Below are 15,219 nucleotides of genomic sequence, written 5' to 3' on the forward strand. Positions count from 1 at the left end.
AAGCCCCGTCCGGCAGCGCCGGGCGGGGCTTTCTCGTGCCGTCCAGACGTCGTCCAGAGTTCGTCCGGTCGCTGCCCGGGCGCACCGTCGCGTTCACCCGCCGCCGCCACGCTCTGGTTCCGGGTGAGCCCGGGCTGCCTGGCGGGAGCGCCCTTCCCTCATCGACGACAGGAAGGACGGCACGCTGATGCGGCCGAACCCCTCAGGACGCCTGCGCGCGTCCGCTCTTGCCGCCGGCGTGGTGGCGGCCTCGCTGGCGTTCCCCGCCGCGGGCCTCGCGCCGGCGTCCGCGGCCCCGACCGACCCGCCGCCGAGCGCACCCGCGGCCACCGAGGACCGCACCGACGACGGCCGGTTCGACGGGTTCCCCGGCTGGCCGGAGGGCGGGCCCGACGCCGAGCGCGGGAAGGAGCCGGGCAGGCCCGCCAAGCCCGGCACCGCGCCCGCGCTGGCCCCGAAGGACGGGGCCCACCTCGAGGGCACGGTGCGGTTCGCGGCCGACCCGACCACCGCGGGCGACCCGGTCGGCCGGGTCACCGTGGACGGCGCGGACCTGCCCGGCCTCGAGACGACGACGGGTACCTCCGCCCTGACGTTCGACGTCGGCAGCAACTCCGCCGACGTCGCGTTCGGCAACTACCTCGTGGTCAACGGCCACCGCGTCGACCAGGAGCGCACCTGGGTGTCGGAGCGGGTCTCGCTCCCGGTGCCGAACGAGTGGCTGGTGCAGGGCACCAACACCGTCGAGATCCACGCGGGCGGCCTGGACGCGTCCTGCGGCGTGAACTTCGACGACTTCGTGGTCTCGGAGCTCCAGCTCGAGCTGCTCGGGGAGACCGCCGGCGACGCCGGGAACGCCTTCGGGTACTCGATGGGCGACGGGTCCTGCGGCAGCAACACCTCCTACGTCAAGGAGGCGACGGTCACGTTCGAGGTCGGGTCCGTGCCGGGCTCCACGACGGGCCTCGCCGCCGACGTCGACACGACCGCCCTCGCGAACGGCACGCACGAGGTCGTCGCGACCACCCGTTCCGGCGCCACCGCCACCCACACGGTGCGCGTGAACAACGCGCCCGTCGGCGCGCCCGCCGTCTCGCCGGAGGACGGGACGCTCACGCGCGGCATGCAGACCGTCACAGCGTCCGCCCCGGCCGACGGCGACGGCGGCACCGCCTCGCTCACGGTCGACGGCGAGCCCGTCGCCGGGCCCGCGACCCTCGGCGACGGGGTGTCGGTGTTCTCGTTCGACGTCGGCACGAACGCGATCGAGACGCGCTATCAGAACCACCTGCTCGTCAACGGCACCCGGCTCGACCTGCGCGGCGAGGGCGGACGCGACCTCGTCTCCGAGCGGGTCCAGGTGGGCGTGCCGAACCGCCTGCTGCACCCCGGCGAGAACACGATCGCGCTGGTGGCGGGCGACGTCTCGTCGTCCTGCGGGGCGAACCTCGACGACTTCACGGCCTCGGACCTGGCGCTGAGCGTCGCCGACGGCACCGTCACCCCGCCGGCGGACCTCCGGCCGTCGTACGCGATGGGCGACGGGAGCTGCGGCTCGTCCAGCACGGCGCTGCCGGAGGTCGAGCTGGTGTGGACCGTCGACGCCCCGGGGGAGACCGCGTTCCCGGCCCTCGGCCACGGCGAGGCCACCGTCTCGTTCGTCGTCGGCTCCAACTCGCTGGACGGGTCGGCGAACAACACCCTGCGCATCAACGGCATCGAGCGCCGCATCGACCAGACGATCGTCGGCGGCCGCGGCGAGATCACGTTCCCGAACGAGTGGCTCCTGCCCGGCTGGAACGAGATCGACGTCGTCACCGGCGCGTTCGCGAACGACTGCAACCTCGACGACTTCACGGTCTCCGACGTCGTCCTCACGCCCGCGGGCGGCACGGCGCAGCAGCAGAACGCGGCGGCCTCGTACGCGCTCGGTGACGGCACCTGCGGCTCGAACCTCAACTCCTTCCGCCAGGTGGACCTGCACTTCCTGGTCGACGCCCCGGCCCGCGGCCTGCGCGCCGACCTCGACACCGCCGACCTGGAGGACGGCGAGCACGAGCTCGCCGCGGCGTCCACCACGGGCGAGACCGCCACCCGCGTGCTGGACACGGACAACTCGGCGCCCCGCGTCACGGCGTCAACCCCGGCCGACGGCGCACGGATCACGTCCGCCGTGCCGCTCGCGGTGGAGCTCGACGACGCGCACGGCGTCGTCGGCGACACGCAGGTCACGCTCGACGGCGAGCCCGTCGCCCTCGGTGACCCGGTCGGCCCGGGCCTGGGGGCGGGGGAGCACACCCTCGAGGTCGCGACCGCCGACTCGCTCGGCAACACGGCGACGCGCGAGATCGTGTTCACCAGCGCCGGCGTGCCCGACGTCCCGACCGACCTCGCCCCCGCCCGCGGGACGGCCGACGTCGCCTCGCCGGTGACGCTCTCGGCCCGCGTCGCCGGCCCGGACGACGGCAAGATCACGGCCACCTTCGCGCAGGCCGACGTGCTGCTGCCGGGCGAGGTCCGCCAGGGCACGGCCGACGCCGTCCCCACGGAGCTGAACCCCCGCGGGGCGAAGAAGGCGTCCGCGAAGGGCCTCGCCGCGGGCGACGGGAAGACCCTCGCCTCCCCGCGGGCGGACGCCGTCTCCTACCAGCGCTTCGACGTGCGGGTGAAGAGCCGCGAGGAGCACCCGGTGGTGCGCTGGAGCGGCACCGCCGACCCGGCCCGCGAGGTCACGCTGCTGGTGTGGGACACGAAGGCGCGGGCGTGGGACACCCTCGCGGCGTCGCGCGGCTCCGCCGACGGCGACACGGTGCTGGTCGCGCCGGCCGGCCCGGAGCACCGCGACCGCGGCGTCGTGCACGTCATGGTGGCCGCCTCGGACCCCTTCGCCGACGACCTCGAAGCCGGGCCCGAGGGCTTCGCCGACCCGGCGGACTACGACTTCTCCATCGCGCACCTCACCGACACGCAGTACCTCTCCGAGGGCGCGGTCGAGCAGGAGACGGCCGAGGAGCGGGAGATCTGGGAGTCGGCGTACGCGGGGGTGACCGAGTGGATCGCGGCGAACGCCGAGGACCGCAAGATCGCGTTCGTCTCGCACACGGGCGACCTCATCGAGAACAACATCCGCGAGCCGCGGGACGACGCGATGCGGGACCAGGTGACCGGCGAGTTCGAGGTCTCCTCCCGCCAGCAGGCGAAGATCGACGGCATCCCGAACTCCGCCGTCGCGGGCAACCACGACAACTGGTCCGGGGCGGACGGCGGCGCCGACACCTACAACCGGTACTTCGGCCCCGACCGGTACGAGGCCGCCGCCGAGTCCTGGGAGAACGCCGAGTACGGCGCCTGGCGCGAGGGCGACAACTCCAACCACTTCGTGCTGTTCTCCGCGGGCGGGCTGGACTTCGTCGCGGTCGGCATGGGGTACGGCGTGACCCGGGAGGAGGCCGAGTGGGCCGACGGGATCTTCGAGCGCTACCCCGACCGCAACGGCATCCTCATGACCCACGCGTACCTGGCGGCCAGCACGCAGAAGGACGGCCGGAACGCGGGCTTCGCCACACCGGACGGCTCCCCGCTGTACAAGTACGTGGTCGAGCCGAACGACAACGTGTTCCTCGTGCTCGCCGGGCACGTGCACGGCGTCACGACCAACGTGAAGCCGAAGGTCGGGCAGATCGCGGACGGCGTCGTCGAGCTGCTCGCGGACTACCAGGCGTTCACCGTGCCCGCGGGGCGGGTGGGGCTCGGCACGATCGGCGGGTACGACCCGGCCGAGCGGCTGCGGTTCGGGGCGTCGTACTTCCGGCTCCTCCAGTTCGACGTCGACCGCGCGGAGATGAGCGTCGACACCTACTCGCCGTTCCTCGACGACTTCGGGGCGGACGAGTGGGACCCGGACGCGCGCTACGACTCCACGGCGGACAACCTGGTGCTCCCGGTGGACCTCACCACACGCACGACGTCGCTGGTCACGGACTCGCTGGCGGTCTACGCGCCCAGCAGGGTGATCGGGACGAAGACCGTGGCGTCGGGAGACGTGGCGTCGGTCCGCTGGGACCGGCTGAAGCGCGGGACGCAGTACGCGTGGATCGTCACGGCCACGACGCGCGGCGGCGGCGTCACCGCCGCCGAGCCGGCCTTCTTCACCACCCGGGGCGGCGCGCGGTGACGTCCTCCCACCCGGCCAGGACGGCGTCGCGTCGCGGCGCCGTCCTGGCGGCCCTCGGGCTCGTCACCGTGGCCGCGACCGTCGGGACGGCGGGCCCGGCCGCGGCCCACGACGCCACGACCGACGCGTACGCACGGGCCACCGCCGGTCCGGGCGCCGACGTGCACGTCGAGCTGGACCTCGAGTACGACCTGCTCATGAAGTCCGCCTGGCTCACCGCCGAGGCCTACGACGCCCGCGGCGCCGCCGCGCAGGAGGCCCAGCTCGCCGAGCACGCCGACGAGGTCGCCGCCTACGTCACCGAGCGGTTCCAGGTGGCGGCCGGCGAGGAGCTCTGCACGCCCGCGCTGGCGGGAGACCCGACGGTGGGCGACCGCGGCGGCACCCCGTACGCCACCGTGGTGCTCGACTACGCGTGCCCCGACGGCGACGGCGACGCGACGCACACCCTGTTCAGCGCGCTCTTCCCGGACTCCGAGTCGTTCGTGCACACCACCGAGACGATGGTGACGTATGACCTCGACGGCGAGGAGGGCTCGGCGGTGCTCACGCCGGCCGGCCCGACCGTCACGACCGGCGGGCAGGGCACGTGGCACCGGCTCGGGGAGTTCTTCGTGCTCGGCGCGGAGCACCTGCTGCTCGGCCCGGACCACCTGCTGTTCCTGCTGGCGCTGATCGTCGGCTCACGCCGGCTGCGCGACGTCGTCCTGGTGGCGACGTCGTTCACCGTGGCGCACTCGGTGACGTTCCTCCTCGCCGCGACCGGGGCCGTGAGCGCGCCCGGCGCCGTGGTGGAGCCCGTCATCGCGCTCTCGATCGCCGTCGTGGCCGCGGGGCACCTGTGGGCCGTGCGGCCCGGCGCGCCGCCCCGCCTCGACCTGCTGGTCGACGTCGCGACCGAGCCACGCCGGCGGGGCTGGCGGCGCTGGCACGACCTGTCGCGGTCGGACGTCGTCCGGCTCGCCGTCGTGTTCGGGTTCGGGCTCGTGCACGGCCTGGGGTTCGCCGGCGCCCTGGGCCTCGACGACCCCTGGTCGTGGGGGCTGCTCGGGTCGCTGCTCGTCTTCAACGTGGGCATCGAGGCGGTGCAGCTCGGCATCGTCGCCGTGCTCTTCCCGCTGCTCGTGCTGCTGCGCCGACGGGCGCCCCGCGCCGCGCGGTGGGTGACCGCGGCCGTCGCGGGCGGGGTCGCCGTCGTCGGGCTCGTCTGGTTCGTGCAGCGGGTGCTCGGGCTCGGGTGAGGGGTCAGGATGGGTCGATGATCTCCACCGAGCTCGCGACCCGGCTGCGCGACGCGGGGCTGGTGTGGCGCCCCGCCGACGGCGACCGGTTCCGCATCGACGCCCCGGAGCTGTCCGACGAGGTCTTCACGGTGAGCACCATGACCATCGAGGCCCGCGACTACCCGACCGGCACCATCCTCGGCTTCAACGGCACCACCGAGTGGGCGCTCGACTCCGTCGCCATCGAGGACGCGCTGTGGCTCCCGCGCGAGGACCAGCTGCGCGAGCTGCTGCGCTCCACGTTCCGCGGGCTGACCCGCACCACTCCGGGCGCGGGGGAGCAGGGCGGGGAGGAGCGCTACGAGGTCGAGGTGGAGCTGCTGGGCGAGCTCCGCACCTTCGCCGACCCGGACCCCGCCGAGGCGTACGGCGAGGCGCTGCTCGCGCTCGTGGAGCTCAGCGCCTGAGGGCGCGGGGCCACGGGGGAGCAACGGGGGGAGCAGCGGGGGGAGCAGCGGCGGGAGGAGCCCGCTTACCCTTGACGCGTGCCTGAACCCGTGACCTCCGAGCCCGTCGACCCGCGCTACCGCCGCCAGCCCGTGAGCTTCGTGCGGCGCAGCGCGCGCCTCACGACGGCGCAGCGCAAGGCCTGGGACACCCGGCGAGACCGGTACCTCGTGGACGTTCCGCGCGACGTCGCCGTCACGTCGGTCGACCCCGCCTGGCGGTTCGACGCCGCGCAGGCGTTCGGGCGCACCGCACCGCTCGTGGTGGAGATCGGGTCGGGCCAGGGCGAGGCGATCGTCGCCGCCGCGGCCGCGCACCCCGAGCGCGACCACCTCGCCGTCGAGGTGTACACGCCCGGCCTGGCGCAGACGATCGTGCGCGCCGGGCACGCGGGTGCCGAGCCGGGCCGCGACGGCGGTGCGCCCGGGAACGAGCTGGACAACCTGCGCCTGGTGCAGGCCGACGCCGCGGAGCTGCTGGCCACGGCGCTGCCCGAGGCGTCGGTCGACGAGCTGTGGGTGTTCTTCCCGGACCCGTGGCACAAGTCCCGGCACCAGAAGCGCCGGCTCGTCACGCCCGCCTTCGCCGCGCTCGCCGCCCGCGTGCTGCGGCCGGGCGGCGTGTGGCGGCTCGCCACCGACTGGTCGCACTACGCCGACCAGATGCTCGACGTGCTCGAGGCGAGCGACGACTTCCGCAACGCCCACGGGCCGGGGGAGCGCGCGCCGCGGTTCGACGGCCGCGTGCTCACGAGCTTCGAGAAGAAGGGCTCGGCCGCGGGCCGGGGCGCGACCGACCTGGAGTACGTGCGCCTCTGAGCCCCGGTCTCGGGTCGGCTCGCCACCGACGGTGACGCCGACCGTGACGCCGACCTCGTCCCCGACCTGGGACGCGCCCGGGAAGTGACTTGCGCCACACGGTCCGGCTCTAGCAAGGTGTGCCACGCGAAACGTTCTCGAGCGGGGCAGCGTGGCCCCGTCGGACGCCTGAGCCAACGGAGGCAACATGAGCGACCTGTCCACCGCGGGGCCACCACCAGGGGAGACCGAGTACCAACGGGTGCAGCGGTCGGACGAGTTCCAGGGGCTGCGGCGCGCCTTCCGGAGCTTCGTGTTCCCGATGACGGCGCTGTTCCTCGTCTGGTACTTCGTCTACGTCCTGCTCGCCAACTATGCCCACGACTTCATGAGCATCCGGCTGGGCGGCAGCAACATCACGGTGGGGCTGCTGTTCGGGCTCGGTCAGTTCGTCTCCACGTTCGTCATCACCATGCTCTACGCCCGCTGGGCGAACAAGAAGTTCGACGCGCGGGCCGACGCGCTGCGTCGTGAGATCGAGGAGGGCGAGCTGTGAGCGGCATCCTGACCGAGTCCCTCGCGGGCGCCCCCCTCGTGTCCGCCGCCGAGGCCACGGACATCGGCAACCCCTGGGTCAACATCGGTATCTTCGCCGCGTTCGTTCTCGTGACCCTCGTGATCGTGTTCCGCGCGTCCCGGCAGAACAAGTCCGCCGCCGACTTCTACGCCGGCGGGCGCAACTTCACGGGCCCGCAGAACGGGACCGCCATCGCGGGCGACTACCTGTCGGCAGCCTCCTTCCTCGGCATCTGCGGCGCCATCGCGCTCAACGGGTACGACGGCTTCCTCTACTCGATCGGGTTCCTCGTCGCGTGGCTGGTGGCGCTCCTGCTGGTGGCCGAGCTGCTGCGCAACACCGGCAAGTTCACGATGGCCGACGTGCTCTCGTTCCGCCTGCGGCAGCGCCCGGTGCGCATGGCGGCCGCCCTCGCGACCCTCCTCGTGGTCTTCTTCTACCTGCTCGCCCAGATGGCCGGCGCCGGCGGCCTCGTCGCGCTGCTGCTCGGCGTCGACAGCAGGGCCGGGCAGAGCCTCGTCATCGCCGTCGTCGGCGCGCTGATGATCCTCTACGTGCTGGTGGGCGGCATGAAGGGCACCACCTGGGTGCAGATCATCAAGGCCGTGCTCCTCATCGCGGGCGCCGCCATCATGACGGTCTGGGTGCTGGCCAAGTTCGGCTTCAACCTCTCCGACCTGCTCGGCGGCGCCGTGGAGGCGGCCGGGCCGGGCGGCGAGGCGCTGCTCGAGCCGGGCAAGCAGTACGGCGTGGACGGCACGTCCAAGCTGAGCTTCCTGTCCCTCGCGCTGGCCCTGGTGCTCGGCACGGCGGGCCTGCCGCACGTGCTCATGCGCTTCTACACCGTGCCGACGGCCAAGGAGGCGCGGCGCTCGGTGGTCTGGGCCATCTGGCTGATCGGCATCTTCTACCTGTTCACGCTGGTGCTCGGCTACGGCGCGGGCGCGCTCGTGGGGCCCGAGGCGATCAACAACGCCCCCGGCGGCGTGAACTCGGCGGCGCCGCTGCTGGCCTTCGCCCTGGGCGGCGAGATCCTGCTCGGCCTGATCTCCGCCGTCGCCTTCGCCACGATCCTCGCGGTCGTGGCCGGGCTGACGATCACGGCCGCGGCGAGCTTCTCCCACGACATCTACGCGAACGTCATCAAGAAGGGGCAGGTCAAGCCCGACTCGGAGGTGCGCATCGCGCGGTGGACCGTCGTCGTGATCGGCATCATCGCCATCGTGGGCGGCATCTTCGCCCAGAACCAGAACGTCGCGTTCCTCGTGGCGCTCGCGTTCGCGGTGGCGGCCTCGGCCAACCTGCCGACGATCGTGTTCTCGCTGTTCTGGAAGCGGTTCAACACCTCGGGCGCGCTGTGGAGCATCTACGGCGGGCTGATCTCCTGCATCGTGCTCATCGTCCTGTCGCCCACGGTGTCGGGGAACGAGAAGGCGATGTTCCCGTCGGCGGACTTCGACATCTTCCCGCTGACGAACCCCGGCCTCGTGTCCATCCCGCTCGGCTTCCTGCTCGGTATCGTCGGCACCTTCCTGTCGAAGGACAAGCCGCACCCGGAGAAGTTCGCCGAGATGGAGGTCCGCTCCCTCACCGGGGCCGGCGCCGAGAAGGCCGTCGCCAAGCACTGACGACGCCGGACCGGGTGCGCCGCACCCGCGGGCCCCGCCGAGACCCGGTCCCGGCGGGGCCCGCCCGCGCGTCGGCCACTAGGCTCGGCGCGTGACCACGACGAAGCGCATCGGACTCGCCACCTGTCGGGCCCTTCCCGACCTCGACGCCGACGACCGTCCCCTGCTCGAGGAGCTCACGGACCGCGGGTTCCGCGCGGAGCCCCTCGTGTGGGACGACCCGGACATCGACTGGTCGGCCTTCGACCTCGTCGTCGTCCGCTCGACCTGGGACTACTCGCCGCGGCGGGACGAGTTCGTCGCCTGGGCGCGGCGGGTGCCGCGGCTCCTCAACCCCGCGGAGGTCCTCGCCTGGAACACGGACAAGGGATACCTGCGCGTCCTCGAGGAGGCCGGCATCCCGGTCATCCCGACGATCTGGCTGGACCCGGCACGGCACCTGTCCAAGCGCGCCGTGCACACGCGGATGCCGGCCTTCGGCGACTTCGTCGTCAAGCCGGTGGTGGGTGCGGGTGCCAAGGACGCCGGCCGCTACCAGCCGGTCAGCGCGCAGTCCCGGGCGCTGGCCATCAGCCACGCGGTCGGGCTGCTCGACGCCGGGCGTGCCGTGATGATCCAGCCCTACGTGACGTCGGTCGACACGGCGGGGGAGACCGGCCTCGTCTTCATCGACGGCGAGCTGAGCCACGCCGTCCGCAAGGACGCCCTGCTCACGGGCCCGAGCAGCGAGTCGGACGAGCCGTACCTGCGCGAGCAGATGATGCCCGCGCAGGCGACGGAGGAGCAGGTTGCGGTGGCCCGACGGGCGCTCGCGGTCGCGGCGAAGGAGCTCGACCTCGACCGCCCGCTGCTGTACGCGCGCGTCGACCTCGTGACCGGGGACGACGGCACGCCGATGGTCATCGAGCTGGAGCTCACCGAGCCGTCGCTCTGGTTGCAGCACGACGGCGACGGGGCATCGCTGGGAGCGTTCGCCGACGCGATCGCGGCGCGCGTGGCCTGAGCCGGCGCGCCGCGACCGCGTGGGCGGCCTGGGTGGGCCCGGTCAGCTCAGGCCGTTCTCCTCGAGCCAGCCGGCCGCGATGTCCTCGGTGGAGCTCTGCTCCTCGGTGGACTGGACGTTGAGCTCCACGAGCCCCTCCGGGGTGAGGGCGGCGCTCACCGGGTCGAGGACGTCGGCGACCTGGTCGGCGACGTCCTCGGAGACCAGCGGGACGACGTGCGAGGCCAGGAACAGCGCCTCGGGGTCCTCGAGGACGACGAGGTCCTCGGTCTGGATGCGCGGGTCGGCGGTGAACACGTTCGCGACGTCCACGGTGCCGGCCACGAGGTCCTGCACGGTGGTGTCGCCGGTGGCCTCGAACTTCACGTCCACGCCGTAGACGTCCTCGAGGCCCTTCGGGCCGTAGGGGCGCTGCTCCAGCTCGGCCGGGCCGCCGAGCGTGAGGTCGCCCGCGCCCGCCAGGTCCGCGATGGTGGTCAGGTCGTGCTGCTCGGCGAAGGCCGACGTGACGGTGTAGGAGTCCTGGTCCGTCGCGGGGGACTGCTCCAGCACGGTCAGCCCGTCCGGGAGCGCCTCCTGCAGGGCGGCGTAGACGTCGTCGGTCGACGTCGCGGTCGTCTCGGGGTCGAAGAACTGCAGCAGGTTGCCCGTGTACTCGGGGAACACCTGCACCTCTCCGCTCTCGAGCGCGGGCATGTAGGCGTCGCGCTGGCCGATGCTGAAGTTGCGCTCGACGGTGAAGCCCCCGGCCTCCAGCGCCTGGGCGTAGATCTCGGCGACGATCTCGTTGGAGTAGTACGCCTGGGATCCCACGACGATGGTCCCGGAGGCGGCCGTGCCGCCCCCCTCGGAGTCCGGTTCGAGCGGGTCGGAGCCGCCACCGCACGCGGTCAGCGCGAGGAGTGCCGTCGTGGCGGCGGCGACGGTCGCGGTCGAACGTCGGGTGATGCGCATGATGTGCCTCTCTCAGGTCAGGTGAGGTCAGGTCGGGTCGGCGCCGAGCGCGTGGTGCGAGCCCCGGCGAGGGCGGGTGGGTGCGTCGGGCGACGCGCGGCCGGCGGCGACGCCGCGGGGGACGACGGCGCGTTCCAGGAGCGCGAAGAGCAGGTCGAGGGCCACCGCCAGCACGACGATCACGAGGGCGGCGCCGAGGATCTGGGAGAAGTCCCGCAGCTGGATCCCCTGGACGATGTAGAAGCCGAGGCCCCAGTTGCCGACGTACCCGGCCAGGGTGACCGTGGCGACCACCTGGAGGGTCGCCGACCGCAGCCCGCCGATCAGCAGCGGGAGGCCGAGCGGCACCTCGACGGTCCGCAGCACCTGCCCGGGCGTCATGCCGACCGCGCGGGCGCCGTCGACGACGCGCCGGTCGACGGCCTCGATACCGGCGTACGCCCCGGCCAGGATCGGCGGGATCGCCAGCAGCACGAACGCCGTCGTCGACGCGGCGACCTTGTGCGTGACCCCGAGGACCAGCACGAGCAGCAGCACCAGCCCGAACGACGGCACGGCCCGCGCGGCGCCGGACAGGGCGACCGCCACCTCGCGGCCGCGGCCCGTGTGGCCGATGAGCCACCCGGCGGGCACGGCGAGCAACGCGGCCACGAGCACGGAGACGAACGTGAAGGCCAGGTGCGTGCCGATCGCCTCGGACAGCGGCAGCGCCCCCTCCGCGCGGTCGGGGGAGAAGATCCAGGCGATGGCGTCGGAGAAGAGGTTCATGCGTCCGCCCTCCGTCGCGTCCAGGGCAGCAGGACCCGCCCGAGCAGCACCAGCAGCCAGTCCACGAGCAGGGCGACGACCACCACGGCCACGACGCCCGCGAGGATCTCGGCGACGATCTGGCGCTGGTACCCGTTCGTGAAGAGGTAGCCGAGGTTGTCGATCCCGATGAGGATGCCGACGGTGGCCAGGGAGATCGTCGACACCGCCGTGACCCGGAGCCCGGCGAGCACGACGGGCCCGGCCAGCGGGAGGTCGACCTGCCAGAAGCGGCGCCACGGGCCGTAGCCGACGGCCACGGCCGCCTGCCGCACGGTGGGTTCGACGGAGGCGAGGGCGTCGGCGACGAACCGGGTCATGATCGCGATCGCGTAGATTGTCAGCGCGATGACGAGGTTGACCTCGGACAGGAAGCTGATGCCGAGCAGCGGCGGCAGCAGCGCGAACAGGGCGAGCGACGGGATCGTGTACAGCAGGCCGACGAGCGTGAGCACCAGCCCGCGGGTGAGCCGGAAGCGGAACGCGAGCCAGCCCGCCGGGATCGACACGAGGAGGCCCAGCAGGATCGGCAGGGCGCTCTGGCGCAGGTGCTCGACCGTGAGCCGACCGATGAGGTCGAGGTTGTCGGCGACCCAGGTCACGGGGCGTCCTCCACCAGCACGCCCTGGGTGCGGCCGGCGGCGTCGACGAGGACCGTGCCGCGGTCCGTCTCCTTGGTGTGCAGCGCCCGCGTGCCGCGCTCGACGCCGATGAAGCTGGCGACGAAGTCGCTCGCGGGCGCCTCGATGATCTCGCTCGGGCTGCCCGCCTGGGCGACCTGCGCCCCGGTCTCGAGGATGACCACCTGGTCGCCCAGCAGGAACGCCTCGTCGATGTCGTGGGTGACGAAGACGATCGTCTTGTTGAGCTCCTGCTGCAGGCGCAGGGTCTCGGTCTGCAGCTCCGCCCGCACGATGGGGTCGACAGCGCCGAACGGCTCGTCCATGAGCAGGATGTTCGGGTCGCCCGCGAGGGCGCGCGCGACGCCCACGCGCTGCTGCTGGCCGCCCGAGAGCTGGCTCGGGTACCGCTCGGCGAGGGAGCGGTCGAGGCCGACCACGTCGAGCACCTCGAGGGCCCGTTCCCGGGCCCGGGCCTTGGGCGTCCCCTCCAGCCGCAGCACCGTCATGACGTTGTCGAGCACCCGGTGGTGGGGGAGCAGCCCGCCGTTCTGCAGCACGTACCCGATGCTGCGCCGCAGCTTCACCGGGTCGCGGTCGAGCACCGAGGTGCCGTCGATCTCGACCGTCCCGGCGGTGGGGTCCACCATCCGGTTGATCATGCGCAGCAGCGTCGTCTTGCCGCTGCCGGACGAGCCGACGAGCACGGTCGTGCGGTGCGGCGGCACGACGAGGTCGAAGTTCGCGACCGCCACGGTGCCGTCGGGGTACGTCTTGGTGACCGACCGGAACTCGATCATGGGGCGGCGCCTCCGTCCTGGGATGGAGGAGCACGGGCGCAGGCCGACGTGCTCCGACGCCCTAGCCGACCACATCCCCGCGCTGGACGCGAGGGTGCCGGCCGGTCATGTCGCGGATCGGGGCCTTCCGGTCGTCTCGGGCGCGGCGCCGAACGGGTCCCCCGGCCGCCCGAGGCGCAGCAGGGCGGGGACGGCGAGCATGAGGACGACGAGGCAGACGACCATCGCCAGGCTGGCGCCCAGCGCGGTGCGCGGCACCCCGACCTGCTCGGCGACGGCGCCGATGGCGAGCGTCGCGGCGGGCATCACGCCGATGACGAGCTCCTGCAGGCCGAGCGCCCGACCGTGCACGGCCGGCTCGGTCACCATGAGCAGCAGGGTGGTCTGGAGCACGCCGAACGCCGCGCTGGCGAGCCCGATGACGGCCATGAGCACGAAGGCGGGCGCGGGCGAGGTGGCCAGCGAGAACGCCGCCCACGCCAGCCCCCAGACGGTCGTGCCGAGCACGAACAGTGCCCCCTTGAACCGGAAGTCGCCCAGCGCGGCGATGACGAGCGAGCCGACGAGGCCGCCCACGCCGGCGCACGTGAGGAGCGCGCCGAGCCCCGCGGCGTCGAGCCCGAACGACTCGGCGGCGAAGACGGGCATGAACGACTGGAACACCGGCCACAGGAAGACGTTCGCCGCCAGAGTGACCAGGAGGACCGCGACGGCGAGCCGGTTCCCCGCGACGGCGCGGAACCCGCCCGCCACCATGGCGAGCACCGACGTCGACGCGTGCCCGCCCGGTCCCGTCCGCGTGCGCAGGGCGCGCAGCGGCAGCATGAGCAGCAGGGACGCCACGTACCAGGCGGTGGAGACCCACAGGGCCGCGGAGGCGCCGATCGCGGCGATCATGCCGCCGCCCAGCGCCGGCCCGATCACCTGCGTCATGTTCATCGCCATCGAGTTCAGCGCGTTCGCGTTGGAGAGGTTCTCGCGGCCCACGAGATCGAGCACGAGGGACATCCGCGCCGGCTGGGACGGCGACTGGGCGATGCCGATGGCGAAACCGCCCGCGACCAGCGCCCAGTACGGCAGCAGGTCGGCCGTGGCGAGGGCGGCGACCACGGCCACGGCGCCGGTGGCCCAGGTGCACGCGACGAGCAGGAGCCGGATGCGGTCGTAGCGGTCGGCCAGCGCGCCGGCGACCGGGCCCAGCAGCATGGGCGCCAGGCGGGCCGCCGTGTAGACGGCGACGAGGAGCTCGGACCCGGTGAGCTCGAAGGCGAGCCAGCCGAGCACGAGGGTCTGCGTCCAGACGCCGCCGAAGAAGAACAGGTTGGACGCCCACAGGAGCTGGAACGGGCGGTTGCCGCGCAGGGAGGAGAACGCGCCGGAGGGCCTGCTCGGTCGGGCGGGGGCGGCCTGTCGTGCCACGGCGGCGGTGTCTCCTTCGGGTCGCGGGGGACCGCGTCCCGCGGCCGGGACGATGGTATACCGGAACGTCGCCGTCGAGGTCAGGGCCGTGGGGTGCGCGCCGCCGCGGCGAGCAGGAGGTCGCGGACGCCGGGCCGGTCGACGTCCGCCTCGGAGCGGAACGTGACGTGCCGCGCGCGCCTGCCCGCGCCGTCGAGGAGGCCGTGCGGGTCGTCGTCCGTCAGCTCGGCGCCGCGCGCGAGCATGAGGTTCACGTGCGCGCGGTGCGGTGCCACCGCCGCGACCAGGCCCACGTACGTCCCGGGGCGGTACGTGTACCCGATCAGGCGGGCCGTCGGGTCCGGCTCCTCGACGGCGTCGGGGAGCACCTCCGCCACGAGCGCGCGCAGCCGCTCCGTGACGGCGCGCGCCGAGGGAGCGAGGCTGTCCAGCACGGCGGCGACGTCGTCCGGGTCGCCCCGCCGGTCCTCTCCCATGCGCCCGACGCTAGCGCCCGCACCCACCGCGCGCCCGATGCGTGCCCCGGGAACGGCGAGAGGCCCCGCCGCGTCCGACCGGACGCTGCGGGGCCTCTCGTGATGGGGTGGCTAACCGGGCTTGAACCGGCGACCTCCTGGACCACAACCAGGCGCTCTACCGACTGAGCTATAGCCACCACGGCCCTGGGACTGCGACGGAGCCGAAGCACCGGGCCGTCGAAAAGTGTACAT

General features: G+C 73.3%; 13 protein-coding genes and 1 tRNA gene. 7 read left to right on the forward strand and 7 right to left on the reverse strand.

Features of this window, described 5'->3' with window-relative positions:
- Positions 1 to 187: 187 nt before the first annotated feature.
- The 7 genes from ACQP60_RS02635 to ACQP60_RS02665 all read left to right on the forward strand — a co-directional run bounded on the left by ACQP60_RS02635 (position 188) and on the right by ACQP60_RS02665 (position 9,909).
- The gene (locus ACQP60_RS02635) at positions 188 to 4,174 is read left to right on the forward strand and encodes a metallophosphoesterase (RefSeq protein ID WP_429728270.1); all 3,987 of its coding nucleotides are present in this window, start codon (positions 188 to 190) and stop codon (positions 4,172 to 4,174) included.
- Positions 4,171 to 5,415, forward strand: a complete 1,245-nt coding sequence (locus ACQP60_RS02640) for a HupE/UreJ family protein (RefSeq protein ID WP_429728271.1) — start codon at positions 4,171 to 4,173, stop codon at positions 5,413 to 5,415. The genes ACQP60_RS02635 and ACQP60_RS02640 overlap by 4 nt, the downstream gene beginning before the upstream one ends.
- Positions 5,416 to 5,432: 17 nt before the next feature.
- On the forward strand, positions 5,433 to 5,864 hold the full coding sequence (locus ACQP60_RS02645; protein ID WP_429728272.1) for a pilus assembly protein CpaE: 432 nt from the start codon (positions 5,433 to 5,435) through the stop codon (positions 5,862 to 5,864).
- Between the two features lie 78 nt (positions 5,865 to 5,942).
- The gene (gene trmB, locus ACQP60_RS02650; RefSeq protein WP_429728273.1) at positions 5,943 to 6,722 is read left to right on the forward strand and encodes a tRNA (guanosine(46)-N7)-methyltransferase TrmB; all 780 of its coding nucleotides are present in this window, start codon (positions 5,943 to 5,945) and stop codon (positions 6,720 to 6,722) included.
- Positions 6,723 to 6,909: 187 nt separating this feature from the next.
- The gene (locus tag ACQP60_RS02655; RefSeq protein WP_429728274.1) at positions 6,910 to 7,257 is read left to right on the forward strand and encodes a DUF485 domain-containing protein; all 348 of its coding nucleotides are present in this window, start codon (positions 6,910 to 6,912) and stop codon (positions 7,255 to 7,257) included.
- Positions 7,258 to 7,262: 5 nt separating this feature from the next.
- Positions 7,263 to 8,906, forward strand: a complete 1,644-nt coding sequence (locus ACQP60_RS02660) for a solute symporter family protein (protein WP_429728788.1) — start codon at positions 7,263 to 7,265, stop codon at positions 8,904 to 8,906.
- 91 nt (positions 8,907 to 8,997) lie between these two features.
- Complete coding sequence (locus ACQP60_RS02665) at positions 8,998 to 9,909, forward strand: ATP-grasp domain-containing protein (protein ID WP_429728275.1); 912 nt, start codon at positions 8,998 to 9,000, stop codon at positions 9,907 to 9,909.
- A 42-nt stretch (positions 9,910 to 9,951) separates the two neighbouring features.
- On the opposite strand, the gene ACQP60_RS02670 is transcribed toward ACQP60_RS02665, so the two are convergent.
- From ACQP60_RS02670 to ACQP60_RS02700, 7 genes are all read right to left on the reverse strand, one after another.
- Positions 9,952 to 10,863 carry an ABC transporter substrate-binding protein gene (locus ACQP60_RS02670; RefSeq protein WP_429728276.1) on the reverse strand — a complete coding sequence of 304 codons (912 nt, stop codon included), beginning with the start codon at positions 10,861 to 10,863 and terminating at the stop codon, positions 9,952 to 9,954.
- Between the two features lie 27 nt (positions 10,864 to 10,890).
- Positions 10,891 to 11,631 carry an ABC transporter permease gene (locus ACQP60_RS02675; protein ID WP_429728277.1) on the reverse strand — a complete coding sequence of 247 codons (741 nt, stop codon included), beginning with the start codon at positions 11,629 to 11,631 and terminating at the stop codon, positions 10,891 to 10,893.
- Positions 11,628 to 12,272, reverse strand: a complete 645-nt coding sequence (locus ACQP60_RS02680) for an ABC transporter permease (protein ID WP_429728278.1) — start codon at positions 12,270 to 12,272, stop codon at positions 11,628 to 11,630. Before ACQP60_RS02680 ends, ACQP60_RS02675 begins: the two co-directional genes overlap by 4 nt.
- Positions 12,269 to 13,090, reverse strand: a complete 822-nt coding sequence (locus ACQP60_RS02685; protein WP_429728279.1) for an ABC transporter ATP-binding protein — start codon at positions 13,088 to 13,090, stop codon at positions 12,269 to 12,271. The genes ACQP60_RS02680 and ACQP60_RS02685 overlap by 4 nt, the downstream gene beginning before the upstream one ends.
- A 105-nt stretch (positions 13,091 to 13,195) precedes the next feature.
- Complete coding sequence (locus ACQP60_RS02690) at positions 13,196 to 14,509, reverse strand: MFS transporter (protein WP_429728280.1); 1,314 nt, start codon at positions 14,507 to 14,509, stop codon at positions 13,196 to 13,198.
- A gap of 80 nt (positions 14,510 to 14,589) precedes the next feature.
- On the reverse strand, positions 14,590 to 14,985 hold the full coding sequence (locus tag ACQP60_RS02695; protein WP_429728281.1) for a DUF1801 domain-containing protein: 396 nt from the start codon (positions 14,983 to 14,985) through the stop codon (positions 14,590 to 14,592).
- Between the two features lie 103 nt (positions 14,986 to 15,088).
- Positions 15,089 to 15,164, reverse strand: a tRNA-His gene (locus tag ACQP60_RS02700).
- Positions 15,165 to 15,219: the final 55 nt, after the last annotated feature.

It is taken from the genome of Isoptericola variabilis (genome assembly GCF_050311655.1).
GTDB classification, from domain to species: Bacteria; Actinomycetota; Actinomycetes; order Actinomycetales; family Cellulomonadaceae; genus Isoptericola; species Isoptericola variabilis.

Excerpts from the sequence above, each read along its gene's own strand:
- ACQP60_RS02655 (WP_429728274.1), top strand. The coding sequence starts at position 6,910 with ATGAGCGACCTGTCCACCGCGGGGCCACCACCAGGGGAGACCGAGTAC.
- ACQP60_RS02675 (WP_429728277.1), bottom strand. The coding sequence starts at position 11,631 with ATGAACCTCTTCTCCGACGCCATCGCCTGGATCTTCTCCCCCGACCGC.
- ACQP60_RS02635 (WP_429728270.1), top strand. The coding sequence starts at position 188 with ATGCGGCCGAACCCCTCAGGACGCCTGCGCGCGTCCGCTCTTGCCGCC.
- ACQP60_RS02685 (WP_429728279.1), bottom strand. The coding sequence starts at position 13,090 with ATGATCGAGTTCCGGTCGGTCACCAAGACGTACCCCGACGGCACCGTG.
- ACQP60_RS02670 (WP_429728276.1), bottom strand. The coding sequence starts at position 10,863 with ATGCGCATCACCCGACGTTCGACCGCGACCGTCGCCGCCGCCACGACG.
- ACQP60_RS02695 (WP_429728281.1), bottom strand. The coding sequence starts at position 14,985 with ATGGGAGAGGACCGGCGGGGCGACCCGGACGACGTCGCCGCCGTGCTG.
- ACQP60_RS02645 (WP_429728272.1), top strand. The coding sequence starts at position 5,433 with ATGATCTCCACCGAGCTCGCGACCCGGCTGCGCGACGCGGGGCTGGTG.